The organism is Humibacillus xanthopallidus (genome assembly GCF_044793955.1).
Lineage (GTDB): Bacteria > Actinomycetota > Actinomycetes > Actinomycetales > Dermatophilaceae > Humibacillus > Humibacillus xanthopallidus_C.
In genome coordinates this window covers 3624745-3639627 of record NZ_CP084995.1, presented here as the reverse complement: position 1 = coordinate 3639627, position 14883 = coordinate 3624745, and the positions used below count along the sequence as shown (strand labels likewise).

Here is a 14883-nt window from a genome sequence, read left to right as displayed (position 1 = left end):
GACGACGCGTAGCCTCGCGCTGTGACGCTTCCTCGCAGCACCCCCAGCGCCCAGGGCCTCGATGCCGCCGGTCTCCTTGCCTTCGTCGACGCCGCCGAGAGCGGTGGGCTCGGGCTGCACAGCCTCATGGTCGCCCGGCACGGGCACGTCGTCGCGCAGGGGTGGTGGCGCCCGTATGCCGCCGAGCGGGTCCACCTCGCCTACTCGCTCTCGAAGACGGTGACCGCCACGGCCGTGGCCTTCCTCGTGCAGGAGGGTCGCCTGTCGGTTGAGGACCGCGTGCTCGACCACTTCCCCGAGATCGACGTGGCCGCGGTGCCGGCCGGCTGGCACGACGTGCGGATCAAGCACTGCCTGTCGATGACCGTCGGCCACGAGGACGACGCCTGGACGAGGGTGTTCGACCGCAGCAGCGGCACCGACTACCCCGACCCGGAGGACTGGGTGCCGCGCGTCTTCGCGACCGAGCCGACGCGGACGCCGGGCACGGTGTTCGCCTACAACCAGGTCGCCACCTACCTGCTGTCGGTCATCGTCGGCCGCGTCACGGGTCAGGGGGTGGCCGAGGTGTTGAAGCCACGGCTGCTGGCCCCGCTCGGGCTCCCTGACATCCCGTGGCACCGCGACCCCCTCGGTCGTGAGCTCGGCTTCAGCGGGTCGCACCTGACGACCGAGGCCATCGCCTCGATCGCGCAGCTCTACCTCGACCGGGGCCGGTGGGAGGGACACCAGCTGCTGTCACCCGCGTGGGTGGCCGAGGCGACGGTCGGCTTCGGGCCGCGCAACGAGGACCCGATGACCCCGCCCGACTGGGCGCGCGGTTACGGCTACTCCTTCTGGATGCAGCGCCACGGCTACCGCGGCGACGGCGCCTACGGGCAGTTCCTCGCCGTGCTGCCCGAGCAGGACCTCGTCGTCGCGATCACCTCTGAGCAGCCCGACATGCAGGCGACGCTCGACGCGCTGTGGGAGCACGTGGTGCCCGCGGTCGGCCGCTCCGGCTCGGAGGAGGCCGATGCCGAGCTGACCGCCGTGCTGTCGAGCCGCGAGATCCCGGCCATGGCAGGCGGTGCTCTCGGGCCCGACCACGCCGAGTTCACCCGGTCATCGGCCTCCGACCTCTCCGACGACTACACCGCCGTGTCGGTCACCCGCGACGGCAGCGCACACGTGCTGGGCCTCGCCCGACGGGGGGAGTGGCTGCGCCTGCCCGTTGCCTCCGGCGCGTGGGCGGAGTCGGCCCTCGTCGGTGGTGGAGCCACGCTGCCCGTGGTCAGCAGCGGCGGCTGGGTCGACGAGGACGTCTTCCGCGCCGAGGTGATCGCGATCGAGACGCCGCACCGCTTCCGGGTCGAGGCCCGGCTGCGTGGCGGTGACGCCGACCTCACGTGGCGGATGGTGCCGCTGACCGGCTCCGACCCGCTCTGGCTCTCCACCCGCTGGTCGCCCGCCTGACCTCGACGTGAACATCCGGTCGAGTGCCCATTTGTCGACAGGGCGTGGCGTCGAAAAGTGGCCACTCGACAGGGCGTGGCGTCGAAAAGTGGCCACTCGACAGGTACGTGGCGTCGAAAAGTGGCCACTCGACGTGAACATCCGGTCGAGTGCCCAGTTGTCCACTCCGGTGGCGTCGGCTAGCGGCCGAGGGTGCCCGCCTGGCCGCCGAGGTGCACGAGCAGGCGCTCGGCTACGACGCGGGCATTGGCCTGGAGCACGGACAACGGCACCCGGGGGAGGTTCTCCTCCCAGTCGAGCAGCGGCGACCCGCGGAACTGCAGCACGCGCGCCGGCCGGCCGAAGAAGAGCAGGTGCAGGTGGGCTCCGCCGTCGCCGTACTTCGCGAGGTGCACCCGGCCGACGCTCGGCACGTGCTCAACGGCGTCGGCGACCGTCACGACGAGCTGGCCCATCTCGGCGGCCAGGTCGGCGGGCAGGCTCGGGAGGTCGTGGTGCTCGAGCGGTGAGAGGACGAGCTGCACCGGCAGTCCGGTCTCGGCGGCGAGCCCGAGCCGCCAGCGCGCGTTGGACCACACGAGCGTGCCGTCGTCGGGGCCGAAGCCGCCGGCGCACCAGCAGTCGGCTGCGGCCTCCCCGCGCCGGGCCGGCTCCGCGTCGGCGAGCGGCTGCAGCGGCTTGAGCCGCAGGCTGTCGATCTCGTAGGGGTAGATGTCCCACCCCGGCATCTCCTCGACGGCGACCGCGAGGCGCCCCTCTGCGTCGGCCGCCGCCACGATGCGCGCGTGGTAGGACTCCGGGCTCTCCGCCTCGGCCGGCACTGCGTCGTCGCGCTCGGGACCGTTGTCGCTCATCCGGCCAGTATGCCGCTCGGCGGGGCCCCGCGTTCGGGGCTCACGGTGGAGCGCGCAGTGGGAGCATCGAGGCATGGGTGAGCTCACGGCATACCTCGAGTCCTTGCCCTCGCCGCAGCGCGAGGTGCTCCAGCAGGTGGTCGACGTGGCGCGTCGGGCGGCGCCGGAGGCGCAGGAGGGGCGCAGCTACGGGATGGCTGCGCTGCGGCTGGCGGGCAAGCCGCTCGTGGGCGTCACGGCATCGGCCAAGCACCTCTCGCTCTTCCCGTTCAGCCCCGCCGTCGTCGAGGCGGTCGCGCCCGACCTCGAGGGCTACAGCCTGTCGAAGGGCACGATCCGCTTCACCGCCGAGCAGCCGCTGCCCGACGGGGTCGTCGAGCGCGTCGTCGCCCTGCGGCGCGCCGAGATCGAGGGCTGACCCCCCCGCCGGTTCGAGGTGATGCCGCGCCCCACATGGGTGCCGGGATCACCTCCACCGGGTAGGACGTCCGGCTGGCCCGATTTCAGGGAAGCGGTCCCCGTGGCGTATTCTTGTGCGTTGGGTGTCGTGTGCCTCGACACCTGCTCACGCCTGTGCTCTGCACGGGCAACCACGGCACGCCCCAAGGCCGGTCCACTCCGGGTCGGCCACCAACAGATTGACGGAGGATATGGCCAAGAAGGACGGTGTCATCGAGATCGAGGGCACGATCGTCGAGGCTCTCCCGAACGCGATGTTCCGGGTGGAGCTCTCCAACGGTCACAAGGTGCTCGCTCACATCTCGGGCAAGATGCGCCAGCACTACATCCGGATCCTCCCTGAGGACCGGGTCGTGGTGGAGCTCTCGCCCTATGACCTGACCCGCGGTCGGATCGTCTTCCGCTACCGCTGATCACGAAGCCGGCTCGCCCCGCACCAGCGGAGCGGACCGGCACGCGTGTGAAGCACCTCCTCACAACCCCAGCTCCTGCTCGTCCGGGCCAAGGCTCGCGGTGGACAGGTGCGTGATCTGAAGACAGCAGGCAGATGAAGGTTCAGCCGAGCGTCAAGAAGATCTGCGACAAGTGCAAGGTGATCCGCCGCAACGGTCGGGTCATGGTGATCTGCGAGAACCTGCGCCACAAGCAGCGTCAGGGCTGAGCAGACCCACCACCCTCGCCGTCGACAGAACTTCGACAGCACGCCACAAGTGAATGAAAGCAGCACCCGGCCCCTGATGACCGACCGTCGCGTCGGCGCAGGATGTCACCCCCGGCACGGAGGCCGGGGACCGGAGGACCGCCCTTCTGAGCGGCGGCCCACGAACCCGGATCGGTGACTGCTCCAGACCTCCGCGAAACAGAATCCAGGAGAACCACCAACATGGCTCGTCTTGTTGGAGTCGACCTTCCGCGTGACAAGCGCGTCGAGGTCGCACTGACCTACATCTTCGGTGTCGGTCGCACCCGTTCCAAGGAGGCGCTGGTTGCGACCGGCGTCGACCCCAACACCCGCGTCAAGGATCTCGGTGAGACCGAGCTCGTTGCGCTTCGTGACTTCCTCGAGGGCAACTACCGCCTCGAGGGTGACCTTCGCCGTGAGGTGCAGGCCGACATCCGCCGCAAGGTCGAGATCGGCTCCTACGAAGGTCTCCGTCACCGTCGTGGTCTCCCCGTGCGCGGTCAGCGCACGAAGACCAACGCTCGCACCCGCAAGGGCCCGAAGCGCACCGTGGCCGGCAAGAAGAAGGCCAAGTGATCCTGATCGAGATCGCCACGGCGCCCTCATCAGTGATCCTCACCGACATTCAGTTCTGACGTAGGAGAAATATGCCTCCCAAGGCTCGTGTGACGAAGGTTCGTCGCAAGGAGAAGAAGAACGTTGCCCACGGGCACGCTCACATCAAGAGCACGTTCAACAACACCATCATCTCGATCACGGACCCCTCGGGTGCTGTGATCGCGTGGGCCTCTGCCGGCCAGGTCGGCTTCAAGGGTTCGCGCAAGTCCACCCCGTTCGCTGCCCAGATGGCCGCCGAGGCTGCTGCCCGTCGCGCCATGGAGCACGGCATGCGCAAGGTCGACGTCTTCGTGAAGGGCCCGGGCTCGGGCCGCGAGACGGCGATCCGTTCGCTCACCGCCACCGGCCTGGAGGTCGGCGCGATCAGCGACGTCACGCCCACGCCGCACAACGGTGTCCGCCCGCCCAAGCGCCGCCGCGTCTGATCCGGCCAGAGACCAGGAAGAGTAGATAAGTCATGGCTCGTTACACCGGCCCGATCACCAAGAAGTCCCGCCGCCTCAAGATGGACCTCGTCGGCGGCGACAAGAACTTCGAGCTCCGTCCCTTCCCGCCCGGCCAGCACGGCCGTCGCCGGATCCAGGAGAAGGAGTACCTCACCCAGCTCCAGGAGAAGCAGCGCGCCCGCTTCACCTACGGCGTCATGGAGAAGCAGTTCGTCCGGTACTACAAGGAGGCGGCTCGCCGCCCCGGCAAGACCGGTGAGAACCTGCTCCAGATCCTCGAGACCCGTCTCGACAACGTCGTCTACCGCGCGGGCCTGGCCCGCACGCGTCGTCACGCTCGTCAGCTCGTGACCCACGGTCACTTCGAGGTCAACGGCGTGCGCGTCGACGTCCCCTCGTACCGCGTCGAGCAGTACGACATCATCACGGTCCGCAAGCAGTCGGTCGAGACCTTCCCGTTCGAGCTGGCTCGCCAGACGTTCGGCGAGCGTCCCGTCCCCGCCTGGATGCAGGTCGTCGACGGCTCGCTGCAGATCCTCATCCACCAGCTCCCGGTGCGTGCGCAGATCGACAGCCAGCTCACCGAGCAGCTCATCGTCGAGCTCTACTCCAAGAACTAACACGCTCGGGGGCTCACGGCCGCTGGCGGCCTGCGCCCCCGAGTCCCCCCGAAGAGCCCGCCCAGGAGGGTTGGTCTTCGCGAACACGAACCTCTGCGTATGCCGCCGGCTTCGGTCGGCGGCATACGGGAGGGGTTTGCCTGGGGTCGCGCTCGCAGACAGAGCCGAGCCGGCCCGCCCGGATCACGACCGGGCAGCATCACTTCGCGTCATATAGCGGTCGCGAGGTGGGAAGGAAATGAACAGTGCTCATCGCACAGCGTCCAGTGCTCTCCGAAGAGGTCGTGGTCGAGAACCGCAGCCGCTTCACCATCGAGCCCCTCGAGCCCGGCTTCGGCTACACGCTCGGCAACTCCCTCCGTCGCACCCTGCTCTCGAGCATCCCGGGCGCGGCGGTCACCTCCATCCGCATCGACGGCGTGCTCCACGAGTTCTCGACCGTGCCGGGGGTGAAGGAGGACGTCACCGAGATGATCCTCAACATCAAGGGCCTCGTCGTCTCCTCGGAGCACGACGAGCCGGTCGTCATGTACCTGCGCAAGAACGGTCCGGGCGCGGTCACCGCTGCCGACATCACGCCTCCGGCTGGTGTCGAGGTGCACAACCCCGACCTGCACATCGCGACGCTCAACGACAAGGGCAAGCTCGAGATGGAGCTGACCGTCGAGCGTGGCCGTGGCTACGTCTCGGCGCAGCAGAACAAGTCCGGCGACCAGGAGATCGGCCGCATCCCGGTCGACTCGATCTACTCGCCCGTGCTCACCGTGACCTACAAGGTCGAGGCGACGCGTGTCGAGCAGCGCACCGACTTCGACAAGCTCATCGTCGATGTCGAGACCAAGAACTCGATGACGCCGCGTGACGCCATGGCCTCGGCCGGCAAGACGCTCGTCGAGCTCTTCGGCCTGGCGCGTGAGCTCAACGTCGAGGCCGAGGGCATCGACATGGGCCCGTCGCCGACCGACGCGGCGCTCGCCGCCGACCTGGCGCTGCCGATCGAGGACCTGGACCTCACGGTTCGTTCCTACAACTGCCTGAAGCGCGAGGGCATCCACACCGTGGGTGAGCTCGTGAGCCGCAGCGAGGCCGACCTGCTCGACATCCGCAACTTCGGTGCGAAGTCGATCGACGAGGTCAAGGCCAAGCTCGTCGGCATGGGTCTGGCCCTCAAGGACAGCCCGCCCGGGTTCGACCCGTCGGCTCTCGTCGACAACTACGACTACGACGACACCGACCTCGACGACGTGGCGTCGCTCGAGGACGAGCAGCTCTGACCGACCGCTTGTTGACCCAGTCGTACTGCACAGCCTGACGGCGGCAGCGGCGAGGTCAGACCTTCTAGGAGAAACGAAATGCCCACCCCCACCAAGGGTCCCCGCGTCGGTGGCGGCCCCGCCCACGAGCGGCTCATCCTCGCGAACCTCGCGACGTCGCTCTTCGAGCACGACCGCATCACGACGACCGAGGCCAAGGCCAAGCGCCTGCGTCCGCTCGCCGAGCGTCTCATCACCTTCGCCAAGCGCGGTGACCTGCACGCTCGTCGTCGGGTCATGACCGTCGTGCGTGACAAGGGTGTCGTCCACCGCCTCTTCGCCGAGATCGCCCCTGACATGGCGGCTCGCGAGGGTGGCTACACCCGCATCACCAAGATCGGCGCCCGCAAGGGTGACAACGCCCCCATGGTCGTCATCGAGCTCGTCCGCGAGCCGCTGTCGGCCAAGAAGGCGACGGTCAAGGAGGCCGAGGGCGCGACCCGTCGTGCCGCCAAGCAGGAGGAGGCCAAGGCCGCCGCTGCCGAGACCAAGGCCGCCGAGGACGCCGACAAGGGTGAGGAGCTCACCCTGACCGACGCCTCCGACGAGGTCGAGGCCACCGACGGCGAGGCCACCGAGGCTGCTGCCGCGGTCGACCTGCCCGACGGCGCTGTGGCCGCCGAGGAGGACGGCTCGGCCCCCGAGGGCTACACCGTCAAGGGCAACGCGGACTCCGGTCTCTACCACGAGCCCGACGGCCAGTGGTACGACCAGACGGTCGCCGAGTTCTGGTTCAAGTCGGCCGACGACGCCGAGAAGGCCGGCTTCAAGAAGGCCGGCTCCGGCTCCTGAGTCGTTCGCACGCACCATCGAAAGAGCAGTTCGTCCCTCGGGGACGAACTGCTCTTTCGTTGGTGTGCGGACGAAGTGCTCTTTCGATTCCCTGGTGGGGACGACGTGCTCTGTCGGTCACCAGGCGTGGGCGACGTCGACGACGAGGCGACGCCCGCCGTCGGTGTCGGTGAGCACGAAGGCCCGCATGGGCAGCCGCGCCCGCACCCCGAGGCCGTAGTCGGTGTAGCCCTCGAAGCTGCCGACCGACCGCAGCTGGCGGAAGGTGCGCCAACCCGGGTAGTTCGTGGTGCTGGCCGCGAGCACCGACGGCGCGTTGATGGTGACCTGGAGGCGGGCCCCACCCGACACGGCGACCGGGAATCCGCTCCCCGGGCTCGTGACGGTCGAGACGTAGCGCACGCTGTAGCCGAGCGTGCCCGCCCCGCGGCCGATGTCGAAGACGACGCGGTCGTAGCAGGAGTGCTGTCCGGAGCGGTGTCCCTCCAGCCGGCCCGACCACAACAGGGCCGGGCTCGTGGCTTTGGGCAGTGAGCCCCAGGTGATGCCGCAGTACGGTGCGGCGCTGGCGGAGGTGGCCGTGCTGGTCGCCGAGGACGCGGTGGCCCCCGTGACGGCAGCCCCCGAGACGGCGAGCGTGGTGATGGCGGCCGCAGCCAGGAGGCGGCGGCGCAAGGTGGTGTGCATGAGATCCCCCTTCGGGCGGGCGCCGCGCCCCGTTGCCCGGCGCTCCACCGTGAAGACGCGCGAGGTTCCCGTGAGGTTGACGTTAGGCTTCCTCGCCATGAGCGAGACGAGCCGGCCGATGCTGCGCGTCCGGCTCGACCTCGCCTACGACGGCACCGACTTCTCGGGATGGGCGGAGCAGCCGGGCCTGCGCACCGTCGAGGGCACGCTGTCAGCCGCGCTCGCCACCGTGCTGCGCCTTCCCGAGCCGGCGCGACTCACGGTGGCCGGTCGCACGGACGCCGGCGTGCACGCGCGCGGGCAGGTCGTGCACCTCGACGTGCCCGCTGAGGCCTGGGCCGCCGTGCCGGGGCGCTCGGACCGGGCACCCGGGACGGCCCTCGTCTCCCGCCTGGCGGGGGTGCTCCCCGTCGACGTCGTTGTGCGTCGCGCGGCCGAGGCCGCACCCGGGTTCGACGCGCGGTTCGCCGCCCTCGAGCGGCGCTACCTCTATCGCATCGTCGGAGTCGACGGACCACGTGACCCGCTGCGCCGGCGCGACACCGTGTGGTGGCGACGTCCGCTCGACCTCGCCGCCATGGACGAGGCAGCCCAGCGGCTCCTGGGCCTGCGCGACTTCGCGGCCTTCTGCAAGCGCCGCGAGGGAGCGACGACGACCCGCACGCTGCTCGAGTTCTCGTGGCACCGCCTCGACGACGGCGTGCTCGCCGCCACGGTGCGGGCCGACGCCTTCTGCCACTCGATGGTGCGCTCCCTCGTCGGCGCCGTCGTGCCGGTGGGGGAGGGGCGGCGTGGCGTCGACTGGCCCCTGACCCTCCAGCGGCAGGCGGTGCGGGCGGCCGAGATCCACGTCATGCCGCCGCACGGGCTCAGTCTCGAGCAGGTGCTCTATCCGCCCGACGACGAGCTCGCGACCCGGGCCCGCACCGCGCGGTCGCGCCGCGAGCCCGTGGTGCCGGAGGTGCCCGAGGTGCCTGCCGGGGCCGGCGACCCCGGTCAGGGGGCGCCCGGGTCTGTGGTTGACTCGGCGCATGCCTGACCGCTCCTCCCGCCGTCGCCCGGACCCGAGCCGGAGGCCCCGGTCGGGGCTGGCGTCGGCACTCGGGCGGGCCCGGTGGGCCGGGGTCTCGGTGCTCACCGTCGCGCTGGTGCTGGGGGGCTGCTCCACCGGTGAGCCCACGACGAGCGCGGGAGGCTCCGCGAGCTCCGCCTCCCTCGGCGCCACGTCCGCCCCGTCGTCCGCGACCGAGACGGACACCGATCTCGTGCCGGCGCGCTCGGGCGACTTCGGCGTCGTGCCGCCGGAGGCCTGGGCCGAGGCCACCGACCGCGCGGGCGACGTGCCCGATCTCGATCTCGTGCTCCTCTCGTCGCGCAAGGTCGCGGGCTTCAGCAACAATCTCGTCGTGCTGACTTCGGTCGGCGACGCCGCCTCCCTCGAGGCCGAGATCGCCAAGGGGCGCGAGCAGATGGGCGCCGCCGGGCGCACGGTCTCCGAGACGCCCGACAAGCAGGTGGCGGGCGTCGCCGCCCGCGGCTTCCAGACCGCCTTCGAGCAGCAGGGCATCCAGGTCGTCGCCCGCTCGTACGGCCTGACCCGCAGCGGCAAGGTCTACCTGCTCACGCTGAGCGCGTCGGAGCAGGACGCCGAGCACGCGATGACCGAGCTCGACGAGATCCTCGCCTCGTGGACCTGGTCATGAGAGCCGGGGCCGTGAGACCTCGGGTCACGGATCCCACCGCGTCGCGGCCGAGCGTTAACGGCGTGACGCAGCCGCCCGGCATACGTCAGTCTTGACCCTCGTGGGCCACGTCGACGTCAACTCCGTCTCCTTCAGCCTGCCGGACGGCAGGCCGCTGCTCAATGACGTCTCCGTCCGGGTGGGCGAGGGCGCCAAGGTCGCGCTCATCGGCCCCAACGGCACGGGCAAGACCACGCTGACGCGCATCATCGCCGGCGACGTCGACGCCCACGAGGGCGCCGTGACGCGATCGGGCGGTCTCGGGGTGATGCGGCAGTTCATCGGCAAGGTGCGTGACGACACGACCGTGCGCGACCTGCTCGTCTCGGTGGCGCCGACTCGCATCCGCGAGGCGGCGCAGGAGGTCGACCGCACCGAGCTGCTGATGATGGAGCGCGACTCCGAGGCCGACCAGATGGCCTATGCGCACGCCCTCGTCGAGTGGGGCGAGGCCGGCGGCTACGAGCAGGAGACCGTCTGGGACCAGTGCACGATGGCCGCGCTCGGCATCCCCTACGAGCAGGCGCAGTGGCGCAAGGTCACGACGCTGTCGGGCGGTGAGCAGAAACGGCTCGTGCTCGAGGCGCTGCTCCGCGGACCCGAGGAGGTGCTGCTGCTGGACGAGCCCGACAACTACCTCGACGTGCCGACGAAGCGGTGGCTCGAGGAGGCCCTCGTCGCCAGCCCCAAGACGGTGCTCTTCATCAGCCACGACCGCGAGCTGCTCGACCGGGTGGCAACCCGCATCGCGACGCTCGAGCCCGGTGCCGCGGGCGCGACCCTCTGGGTGCACCCGGGTCGCTTCTCGACCTACGCCCAGGCGCGCGACGACCGCAACGCGCGGCTCGAGGAGCTGCGCCGGCGCTGGGACGAGGAGCACGTCAAGCTCAAGACGCTCGTGCAGACCCTCAAGGTCAAGGCGAAGTACAACGACGGCATGTCGTCGCGCTACCAGGCCGCCCAGACCCGGCTGGCGAAGTTCGAGCAGGCCGGCCCGCCGCAGGAGACGCCGATGCTCCAGCAGGTGAAGATGCGCTTGGCGGGGGGCCGCACCGCCAAGCGGGCCATCGTGGCGACGGCCCTCGAGCTGACCGGCCTCATGAAGCCCTTCGACCTCGAGGTCTGGTACGGCGAGCGCGTCGCCGTGCTCGGCTCCAACGGCTCGGGCAAGTCGCACTTCCTGCGGCTGCTCGCAGCTGGCGGCAGCGACCCCGAGCGCGAGCACCAGCCCGTCGGCGACGTGCAGCCCACTCCGGTCGAGCACACCGGCGTCGTGCGGCTCGGCTCGCGGGTGCGGCCGGGGTGGTTCGCGCAGACCCATGAGCACCCGACCCTCCTCGGGCGCACGCTGCTCGAGATCCTGCACCGCGGCGACGAGCACCGCGTCGGCAAGCCGCGCGAGGAGGCCGCGCGGGCCCTCGACCGCTACGAGCTGGCGCGGTCGGGCGAGCAGACCTTCGAGTCGCTCTCGGGTGGGCAACAGGCGCGTTTCCAGATCCTGCTCCTCGAGCTGTCGGGGGCGACCCTGCTGCTGCTCGACGAGCCGACCGACAACCTCGACCTCCAGTCGGCCGAGGCGCTCGAGGAGGGGCTGTCCCGCTTCGAGGGCACGGTGATGGCCGTGACGCACGACCGGTGGTTCGCCCGCGGCTTCGACCGCTACCTCGTCTTCGGCTCCGACGGCCGCGTCTACGAGTCGACGGAGCCGGTCTGGGACGAGAAGCGGGTCGTGCGCCCCCGCTGACGCGAGAGGCCCGTCGGAGTAGCGTCGCAGGATGACCCTGCGCACGATCGACACCGGCGTCGTGGCGGCCCCGATGGCCGGCGGCCCGTCGACGCCCGACCTCGTCGCGACCGTCGGCGAGGCAGGCGGCTTCGGCTTCCTCGCCGGTGGCTACCTCACCACGGAGCAGCTCGCGGCGCAGGTCGCGGGGGTCTGGGACCTCTCCTCGTGCCCCTTCGGGGTCAACCTCTTCGTCCCCGACATTGCCAACCGGTATGCCGTGCGGCCTGGTGGGCTCGCCGGTGCCGACCGCGCCGCCGCCGTCACGGCCTACGGGCAGTCCCTGCTCGACGAGGCTGCCGCGGTGGGCGCCCAGCCGGGGGACCCGCGACCCGGCGACACCGACGAGTGGGAGCGCAAGCTCGATCTCGTCGTGCGCGAGCGGGTCGCTGCCGTCTCCTTCACCTTCGGGCTGCCCTCGGCGGCCGTGCTCGGGGAGCTGCGCCGGGCCGGCATCGAGAGCGTCGTCACCGTCACCGACCTCGACGAGGCGCGGGCGGCGCTCGACGCGGGGGTCGACGGCCTGTGCGTCCAGGGGGCCGAGGCCGGCGGTCACCGGGGCACGCTCGACCCGACCGCGGTGCCGGACGGCTCCGACCTCGTCGAGCTCGTCGCACAGGTGCGCCGGCTCGCCGCGGAGGCCAGGCCTGACGACGTCGCCATCCTGGCTGCGGGTGGCATCGCGACCCGGGAGCGGGCGGATGCCGTGCGAGCAGCCGGCGCCGACGCCGTGCAGGTCGGCACGGCGCTGCTCCTCACCCCCGAGGCGGGCACCGGGCTGGCCTACCGACGTGCCCTGGGCGGCGCGGCATACGACAGCACGACCGTGACCCGGGCCTTCTCCGGGCGGCTGGGGCGCTGCCTCGAGACCGACTTCGTGCGCCGGCACGACGAGGAGGCGCCCGCGGCCTACCCGGAGGTTCACCACGTCACGGTGCCGCTGCGGCGGGCCTCGGCGCTCGCCGAGCGACCCGACCTCGTGGCGCTCTGGGCCGGCACGGGCTGGCGCTCCGCCCGTCCGGTGCCCGCGGCCACGGTCGTGGCGGGACTCTCGCGCTGAGGCACCCGCGGTCGACGCGACACGGTGGGACTACGGGGGCGCCACGGTGTGTGCCGGGGGAGTCAGGCGTCGTGTCGCGGCGAGATGCGGCGGGCCCGACGACCCACGGGGGTCCATGGCGGCATACGGTGTGCCCCATGCCCTCAGCCGAAGGAAACCTCACGTGGCTGCCTGCCGCGGACTGGCCCGACCTGCTCGCCCCGCCCGTGGCGGCGGCCCTGGGCCGGGTTCCGGGAGCGCTGGCGACCTCCATCGATGCCGCGCTCGCCGACACGGCGGCGTTCTGCGACGCCTACGACGTGGCCCCGGAGGCATCGGCGAACTGCGTGGTGGTCGAGGGGCGGCGCGGCGAGGAGGTGACGTTTGCGGCGGTCATGGTGCTCGCGACGGACCGGGCCGACATCAACCGGGTCGTGCGGCGCCACCTTGGCGTGCGCAAGATCTCGTTTGCCGACCAGGCGCGTGCGCAGGAGCTCACGGGGATGGAGCAGGGCGGTATCACACCGGTCGGGCTGCCCGATGGCTGGCCGGTGCTCGTCGACGCCAGAGTCGTCGAGGCGGGGCCAGTCGTCATCGGGGCGGGCCTGCGGGGCGCCAAGCTGCTCGTGCACGGCTCTGCGCTGGCAGAGCTGCCGGGCGCCGTGGTGCTCGAGCTCGCGATCAGCTGAGCCGGGGACGCTGGGCCCCCGGCGCAAGGTCGATCGGTCAGCCGGCGACGTCCCACAGCAGGCGCGAGCGCTCCGAGGCGGTCGTGCCGCCCCAGATGCCGAATGTCTCGGGCACGCGCATCGCGTGGTCGAGGCAGGCCCGGGCGACGGGGCAGTCGGAGCAGACCGCCTTGGCGGCCTCGGTCTGCTCACGGCGCTGCACCTGGCCCATCTCGGGGTCGTCGATGAAGAACTGCTCGACGTCCTTGCCGCGGCAGAGGCCCTGCTCCTGCCACTCGTAGGAGCTGTAGACGGGGCGGGGGAGACGGGTGACGGTCATGGCTTCCTCCATGTGAACCGATGTGGGTGACCCCTGCCCGAACTTGTGCAGTGATCTTGTGCACTGAACTTACGCAGAAGTCACGCGTTGCACAAGATGCCTGCACAAGTTTATTGTGGGAGGTGCCTGCAGGGAATCGGGCCGCACAGTCGTGCCCCTCGAGATCCCGGCTGGCACCTGCAGAAGTGGTGGTGAGCGATGACTGACGACGTGAGCGGGGCGCACGACCGTCGGCTGGACGGTCGTGGCGGCAGTGACGACGGGCACGTTGGCGAGCGCGGCCGCGCGCAGCCGGCAGCGGTCCCGGTGCTCAGCTGGCCCGTCGGGGCGGTGGCCGAGCGTCTGGGTGTCTCGACCTCGACGCTGCGCTCGTGGGAGCGGCGCTACGGGCTCGGCCCGACGCACCGCACCGGCGGCAACCACCGGCGCTACGGCCCGGTCGACCTGCAGCGGGTGCAGCTCATGGTGCGCCTCACGGCAGCCGGCATCCCCGCTCAGGCCGCCGCCGAGAACGTCACCACGATGGCTCCGGAGGAGGTGGCCCGGCGACTCGGCTCCGGTGGTGGTGCCGCGGCCGGGATCGACGCCACGGGTGAGCGCGCCTCCGACGGTGACAGCCTCTTCGGCCCCGCCCGGTCCGTGATCCCGAGCGACCAGGCCACCACCGACGAGGGTACGGTCGACGCGATCCTCTCGGCCGCTCGCGAGCTCGATGCGACCGGACTCGTCCACCTCTACCGACAGACGCTGCGGCGCCTCGACTTCGCCGACGCCTGGTCGGGGGTCTTCGTCCCGTCGCTCCGAGCGATCGGCGAGCGCTGGGGCGAGGGCAAGCTCGGCATCGAGTCCGAGCACCTGGCCAGCGAGCTCCTCCAGGGCGAGCTGCGCGGGGTCGTGCGCGCCAACCGCTTCCGGGTCTCCGGCACGCCCGTGCTCCTCGGCAGCGCCGACGACGAGCAGCACCACCTGCCGCTGCTCGCCGTCGAGGCCGAGCTCGCCCGCCACGGGGTGGCGAGCCTGCTGCTCGGGCCCCGGGTGCCCGTGCGGGCCCTGGCGCAGGCTCTCGACCGGGCCCGCCCACCGGCCATCTTCATCTGGGCCTCGTTGCGGCGGCTGCCGACCGAGCCGTTCTGGGACCTCGTCGACGGACTCGACTGGCCTCTCGTCGTGGTGATCGGCGGCCCCGGCTGGCCACCCGAGGTCACCGGCACGCGTGGCTTCGCCACGGTCGTGCACGCCAGCGACCTCGCCTCGGCCGTGTCTCACATCGTGCCTGCTGCCGAGGCCTGAGGCCGCGGGGTCCTCCGTCCGGGTGTGGCAGCCGTGCGATCTGCAGGCGTGCCGGCCGCAAGAAGTCGGCCTTCTCTGAAATTTCTTGCAGTCAG

The 14883-nt window shown here is 71.2% G+C and carries 18 protein-coding genes; 15 read left to right on the top strand and 3 right to left on the bottom strand.

What is annotated here, in order from left to right; all coding sequences use genetic code 11:
• Window positions 1–21 precede the first annotated feature (21 nt).
• Window positions 22–1455 carry a serine hydrolase domain-containing protein gene (locus LG278_RS16335; RefSeq protein WP_404388490.1) on the top strand — a complete coding sequence of 478 codons (1434 nt, stop codon included), beginning with the start codon at window positions 22–24 and terminating at the stop codon, window positions 1453–1455.
• Window positions 1456–1634: 179 nt separating this feature from the next.
• On the opposite strand, the gene LG278_RS16330 is transcribed toward LG278_RS16335, so the two are convergent.
• On the bottom strand, window positions 1635–2309 hold the full coding sequence (locus LG278_RS16330; RefSeq protein ID WP_404388489.1) for a hypothetical protein: 675 nt from the start codon (window positions 2307–2309) through the stop codon (window positions 1635–1637).
• A gap of 73 nt (window positions 2310–2382) precedes the next feature.
• On the opposite strand from LG278_RS16330, the gene LG278_RS16325 reads away from it, so the two are divergent.
• The 8 genes from LG278_RS16325 to rplQ all read left to right on the top strand — a co-directional run bounded on the left by LG278_RS16325 (window position 2383) and on the right by rplQ (window position 7239).
• Entirely contained in the window at window positions 2383–2727 is a 345-nt protein-coding gene (locus LG278_RS16325) for an iron chaperone (protein WP_404388487.1), read from the top strand.
• Window positions 2728–2959: 232 nt separating this feature from the next.
• Window positions 2960–3181 (top strand): translation initiation factor IF-1, encoded by a 222-nt coding sequence (gene infA, locus LG278_RS16320; protein ID WP_013493543.1) that lies wholly within the window; start codon window positions 2960–2962, stop codon window positions 3179–3181.
• A 134-nt stretch (window positions 3182–3315) separates the two neighbouring features.
• Window positions 3316–3429, top strand: coding sequence for a 50S ribosomal protein L36 (gene rpmJ, locus LG278_RS16315; RefSeq protein ID WP_006592630.1), 114 nt, complete (start codon window positions 3316–3318; stop codon window positions 3427–3429).
• A gap of 222 nt (window positions 3430–3651) precedes the next feature.
• Window positions 3652–4026, top strand: a complete 375-nt coding sequence (gene rpsM / locus LG278_RS16310; RefSeq protein WP_141823451.1) for a 30S ribosomal protein S13 — start codon at window positions 3652–3654, stop codon at window positions 4024–4026.
• Window positions 4027–4097: 71 nt separating this feature from the next.
• Window positions 4098–4493 carry a 30S ribosomal protein S11 gene (rpsK, locus tag LG278_RS16305; RefSeq protein ID WP_142176984.1) on the top strand — a complete coding sequence of 132 codons (396 nt, stop codon included), beginning with the start codon at window positions 4098–4100 and terminating at the stop codon, window positions 4491–4493.
• Window positions 4494–4525: 32 nt separating this feature from the next.
• Window positions 4526–5134: a 30S ribosomal protein S4 gene (gene rpsD, locus LG278_RS16300; protein ID WP_404388486.1), complete on the top strand. Its 609-nt coding sequence runs from the start codon at window positions 4526–4528 to the stop codon at window positions 5132–5134.
• A 245-nt stretch (window positions 5135–5379) separates the two neighbouring features.
• Complete coding sequence (locus LG278_RS16295) at window positions 5380–6408, top strand: DNA-directed RNA polymerase subunit alpha (protein WP_404388484.1); 1029 nt, start codon at window positions 5380–5382, stop codon at window positions 6406–6408.
• 78 nt (window positions 6409–6486) lie between these two features.
• Window positions 6487–7239 (top strand): 50S ribosomal protein L17, encoded by a 753-nt coding sequence (rplQ, locus tag LG278_RS16290; RefSeq protein WP_404388483.1) that lies wholly within the window; start codon window positions 6487–6489, stop codon window positions 7237–7239.
• 117 nt (window positions 7240–7356) lie between these two features.
• Here the strand turns inward: rplQ and LG278_RS16285 are convergent, their stop codons facing one another.
• Complete coding sequence (locus LG278_RS16285) at window positions 7357–7926, bottom strand: hypothetical protein (RefSeq protein ID WP_404388481.1); 570 nt, start codon at window positions 7924–7926, stop codon at window positions 7357–7359.
• 97 nt (window positions 7927–8023) lie between these two features.
• Between LG278_RS16285 and truA the strand changes: the two genes are divergently transcribed.
• From truA to LG278_RS16260, 5 genes are all read left to right on the top strand, one after another.
• Window positions 8024–8965 (top strand): tRNA pseudouridine(38-40) synthase TruA, encoded by a 942-nt coding sequence (truA, locus tag LG278_RS16280; protein WP_404388479.1) that lies wholly within the window; start codon window positions 8024–8026, stop codon window positions 8963–8965.
• On the top strand, window positions 8958–9629 hold the full coding sequence (locus LG278_RS16275) for a hypothetical protein (protein ID WP_404388477.1): 672 nt from the start codon (window positions 8958–8960) through the stop codon (window positions 9627–9629). The genes truA and LG278_RS16275 overlap by 8 nt, the downstream gene beginning before the upstream one ends.
• A gap of 100 nt (window positions 9630–9729) precedes the next feature.
• Window positions 9730–11412 carry an ABC-F family ATP-binding cassette domain-containing protein gene (locus tag LG278_RS16270; RefSeq protein ID WP_404393694.1) on the top strand — a complete coding sequence of 561 codons (1683 nt, stop codon included), beginning with the start codon at window positions 9730–9732 and terminating at the stop codon, window positions 11410–11412.
• Window positions 11413–11443: 31 nt separating this feature from the next.
• Window positions 11444–12511 (top strand): NAD(P)H-dependent flavin oxidoreductase, encoded by a 1068-nt coding sequence (locus LG278_RS16265; protein ID WP_404388475.1) that lies wholly within the window; start codon window positions 11444–11446, stop codon window positions 12509–12511.
• Window positions 12512–12648: 137 nt separating this feature from the next.
• Entirely contained in the window at window positions 12649–13179 is a 531-nt protein-coding gene (locus LG278_RS16260; RefSeq protein ID WP_404388473.1) for a YbaK/EbsC family protein, read from the top strand.
• Between the two features lie 37 nt (window positions 13180–13216).
• On the opposite strand, the gene LG278_RS16255 is transcribed toward LG278_RS16260, so the two are convergent.
• Window positions 13217–13498, bottom strand: a complete 282-nt coding sequence (locus LG278_RS16255) for a WhiB family transcriptional regulator (protein WP_404388471.1) — start codon at window positions 13496–13498, stop codon at window positions 13217–13219.
• A 198-nt stretch (window positions 13499–13696) separates the two neighbouring features.
• Here LG278_RS16255 and LG278_RS16250 point away from each other — a divergent pair, with 198 nt between their 5' ends.
• Entirely contained in the window at window positions 13697–14788 is a 1092-nt protein-coding gene (locus LG278_RS16250; protein ID WP_404388470.1) for a MerR family transcriptional regulator, read from the top strand.
• Window positions 14789–14883 lie beyond the last annotated feature (95 nt).

Coding starts and splice junctions, on each gene's coding strand:
- LG278_RS16330 (WP_404388489.1), bottom strand. CDS start 2,309: ATGAGCGACAACGGTCCCGAGCGCGACGACGCAGTGCCGGCCGAGGCG.
- LG278_RS16325 (WP_404388487.1), top strand. CDS start 2,383: ATGGGTGAGCTCACGGCATACCTCGAGTCCTTGCCCTCGCCGCAGCGC.
- infA (WP_013493543.1), top strand. CDS start 2,960: ATGGCCAAGAAGGACGGTGTCATCGAGATCGAGGGCACGATCGTCGAG.
- rpmJ (WP_006592630.1), top strand. CDS start 3,316: ATGAAGGTTCAGCCGAGCGTCAAGAAGATCTGCGACAAGTGCAAGGTG.
- rpsM (WP_141823451.1), top strand. CDS start 3,652: ATGGCTCGTCTTGTTGGAGTCGACCTTCCGCGTGACAAGCGCGTCGAG.
- rpsK (WP_142176984.1), top strand. CDS start 4,098: ATGCCTCCCAAGGCTCGTGTGACGAAGGTTCGTCGCAAGGAGAAGAAG.
- rpsD (WP_404388486.1), top strand. CDS start 4,526: ATGGCTCGTTACACCGGCCCGATCACCAAGAAGTCCCGCCGCCTCAAG.
- rplQ (WP_404388483.1), top strand. CDS start 6,487: ATGCCCACCCCCACCAAGGGTCCCCGCGTCGGTGGCGGCCCCGCCCAC.
- LG278_RS16285 (WP_404388481.1), bottom strand. CDS start 7,926: ATGCACACCACCTTGCGCCGCCGCCTCCTGGCTGCGGCCGCCATCACC.
- truA (WP_404388479.1), top strand. CDS start 8,024: ATGAGCGAGACGAGCCGGCCGATGCTGCGCGTCCGGCTCGACCTCGCC.
- LG278_RS16275 (WP_404388477.1), top strand. CDS start 8,958: ATGCCTGACCGCTCCTCCCGCCGTCGCCCGGACCCGAGCCGGAGGCCC.
- LG278_RS16265 (WP_404388475.1), top strand. CDS start 11,444: ATGACCCTGCGCACGATCGACACCGGCGTCGTGGCGGCCCCGATGGCC.
- LG278_RS16260 (WP_404388473.1), top strand. CDS start 12,649: ATGCCCTCAGCCGAAGGAAACCTCACGTGGCTGCCTGCCGCGGACTGG.
- LG278_RS16255 (WP_404388471.1), bottom strand. CDS start 13,498: ATGACCGTCACCCGTCTCCCCCGCCCCGTCTACAGCTCCTACGAGTGG.
- LG278_RS16250 (WP_404388470.1), top strand. CDS start 13,697: ATGACTGACGACGTGAGCGGGGCGCACGACCGTCGGCTGGACGGTCGT.